General features: G+C 36.1%; 3 protein-coding genes and 1 pseudogene. 3 read left to right on the forward strand and 1 reads right to left on the reverse strand.

All coding sequences use genetic code 11. The features are described 5' to 3' along the window. Window positions 1-333 precede the first annotated feature (333 nt). Window positions 334-579 carry a type II toxin-antitoxin system RelB/DinJ family antitoxin gene (locus ACKI4H_RS06245; protein ID WP_407304535.1) on the forward strand — a complete coding sequence of 82 codons (246 nt, stop codon included), beginning with the start codon at window positions 334-336 and terminating at the stop codon, window positions 577-579. Further along, entirely contained in the window at window positions 569-862 is a 294-nt protein-coding gene (locus ACKI4H_RS06250; protein WP_407304531.1) for a type II toxin-antitoxin system RelE family toxin, read from the forward strand. Before ACKI4H_RS06245 ends, ACKI4H_RS06250 begins: the two co-directional genes overlap by 11 nt. A 91-nt stretch (window positions 863-953) precedes the next feature. On the opposite strand, the gene ACKI4H_RS06255 is transcribed toward ACKI4H_RS06250, so the two are convergent. Next, window positions 954-1,340, reverse strand: coding sequence for a VOC family protein (locus ACKI4H_RS06255; protein WP_407304533.1), 387 nt, complete (start codon window positions 1,338-1,340; stop codon window positions 954-956). Window positions 1,341-1,538: 198 nt separating this feature from the next. On the opposite strand from ACKI4H_RS06255, the pseudogene ACKI4H_RS06260 reads away from it, so the two are divergent. Further along, window positions 1,539-2,339: pseudogene (locus tag ACKI4H_RS06260) on the forward strand (IS3 family transposase); the annotation flags it as partial.

Here is a 2,339-nt window from a genome sequence, read left to right on the forward strand (position 1 = left end):
TGAATAGCCTTGATTAAGTACAAGGCTTGCTGCTTCTAGTTTGAATTCTGGAGTGAATGTTCGTCTTGTTCTCATTGAGCACCTCTTTGGTGAATACATTATCACCTAAGTTGGTGTCCAACTTCATTAAACCACTACAGAGATATTGGATGAGTATATGATTAACGAGATGAATAAATATTGAACACTTAAATGTTCTTTGTTGAATTAAGGCGCCTAAAGAAAAAATAAAAATTAAATTACCCATTTACCATAAATGGCGATTATGTGAACTAGAATTGTAATGCAAATTGCATTACAATAGTTTTATACATCCAATGAACGGGAATGATGATGGCTACTGTTAATTTCAGGGTCGATGAAGCCCTTAAAGAAAAATCTTATTCTGTCCTAAAAGAACAAGGTATTGCACCTACTGAGTTTTTTACAAATATTCTTGAATATATTGCTACGACTGGGAAACTTCCAGTACAAAAAGCTTTACTCTCAGAAGAGGATGCTGAGCTATTAGCAGTCGTTCGTAAGCGTATTAATGATCCTAAAGAAATGTTCGATGAAATTACTTTAGATGATTTATAAGCTTTTACGTCATAAGGACTTCACTGCTGAATGGGAAAAACTTCCTAGTACTATAAGAGATCAATTTAAGAAGAAATTAGCCAAGGTAATAGAGCAACCACACATTCCTAAGAATGTGCTTAGAGGTGATCTTGCTGGCTGCTATAAAATTAAATTATTAAAGGCTGGAGTCCGACTTGTTTATCTGGTCAAAGATGATCAGGTAGTTATCTTGCTAATTACCGTCGGGAGAAGAGCTGATAGCATAGTTTATGACGAAGCAAAAAAGCGCATTAAAGACTAAAAATGTCCAACTTTCGGGGTGCAGTTCAAAAGCTCCCATTTTTGACTTCTTATAACGTGTATTATGTAATTTTAGAGTGTCTATATAAAAACTAGGGAGTCATGTAACTAGATATTTCTATTAAATTTTCATCCAGATCACGAATATATACAGACATGATGTTTCCTGTAGCCCCTGTACGTTGAATTGGTCCCTCTTCAATATCAACACTAAGATTATTTAGATGCTTAATAACCATTTCTAATGGAGTTTTTGTTATAAAGCATAAGTCAGCAGACCCTGTGGTGGGATGCTTAGCTTTAGGCTCAAATTCATTTCCTGCTTGATGTAAGTTAATTTTTTGCTGACCAAACTTTAATGCTTTACGATTATTTCCAAAAGAAACAACCTCAAAATTTAAAACTTCATTATAAAAATTACATGCTTTTTCTATATCAGCAACAGTTAAAACTAAATGATCTAAATGTGAGATTTCCATATTAGTTCTCAAAAATCTGTGAAGGAAATAACCAGTTATTTGGTTCGTTAAATTTAAGCCATTTGACCTTTTATACTGCATATGAGTCGTTAAAAATTGAATAGCCACCAAAATTCTAGACACATATAACCATCTTTTGGACTGCCACCACTTTCCTAGACAAATATCGTCTATTCTTTTTGCATAGGAGAGAACATTATGAGTGGACAACGATACACCCCAGAATTTAAAGATGAAGCTGTTAAATTGATTACTGAACGTGGATATTCTGTCACTGATGTAGCAGAACGTTTAGGCGTATCACAACACAGCATTTATAAATGGCTAAAGGCGGTACAGCCTTTACACAACAACGCTGATGAACATGAACTGCTCGAGGCAAAGAAAGAAATCCTTCGCCTTAAAAGTCAGCTTAAACAGACTGAAGAGGAACGGGACATCTTAAAGTGAAAGCACTGCTTTTACGCCGCTTTGCAAGCCTGCCCGAGTGAAGTATCAGTTTATCCTTGAATACAGTCATCAGTTTAAAGTTAAAACGATGTGTCGGGTTCTTAAGATTGCTCGTGCTGGCTATTATGCCTGGTTGCATGAACCCGAATCAGGCAGAACTATTGAAGATAAACGGTTATTACAGCTCATCCGATCTTCTTATGATGCTAGTTATGGTATTTATGGTTATCGTCGCATTACTTTGGATCTTAAAGAACTAGGTGAAGGCTGTGGCCCGAATCGTGTACTGAAAATCATGAAAAACAATGGTATTGCAGCAGTTAGAGGATACAAGAAGCATAAAAGTTATGGCCGTGGTCGTCCTCAGATTGTGCCACCCAACCATTTAAATAGAGAGTTTGTTGTGAATACTCCGAATACTTCCTGGGTAACTGATATTACCTATATTCGGACTTGGCAAGGCTGGTTATATCTGGCTGTAGTGCTTGATTTATATTCGAGAAAAGTGATCGGTTGGTCAATGAAACCAACTCTTGCTAAGGATATCGT

It is taken from the genome of Acinetobacter sp., from assembly GCF_045628685.1.
Lineage (GTDB): Bacteria > Pseudomonadota > Gammaproteobacteria > Pseudomonadales > Moraxellaceae > Acinetobacter.

Bases quoted from the DNA above. Each gene is read 5' to 3' on its own strand.
- ACKI4H_RS06245 (WP_407304535.1), top strand. From the start codon at position 334: ATGGCTACTGTTAATTTCAGGGTCGATGAAGCCCTTAAAGAAAAATCT.
- ACKI4H_RS06250 (WP_407304531.1), top strand. From the start codon at position 569: ATGATTTATAAGCTTTTACGTCATAAGGACTTCACTGCTGAATGGGAA.
- ACKI4H_RS06255 (WP_407304533.1), bottom strand. From the start codon at position 1,340: ATGGAAATCTCACATTTAGATCATTTAGTTTTAACTGTTGCTGATATA.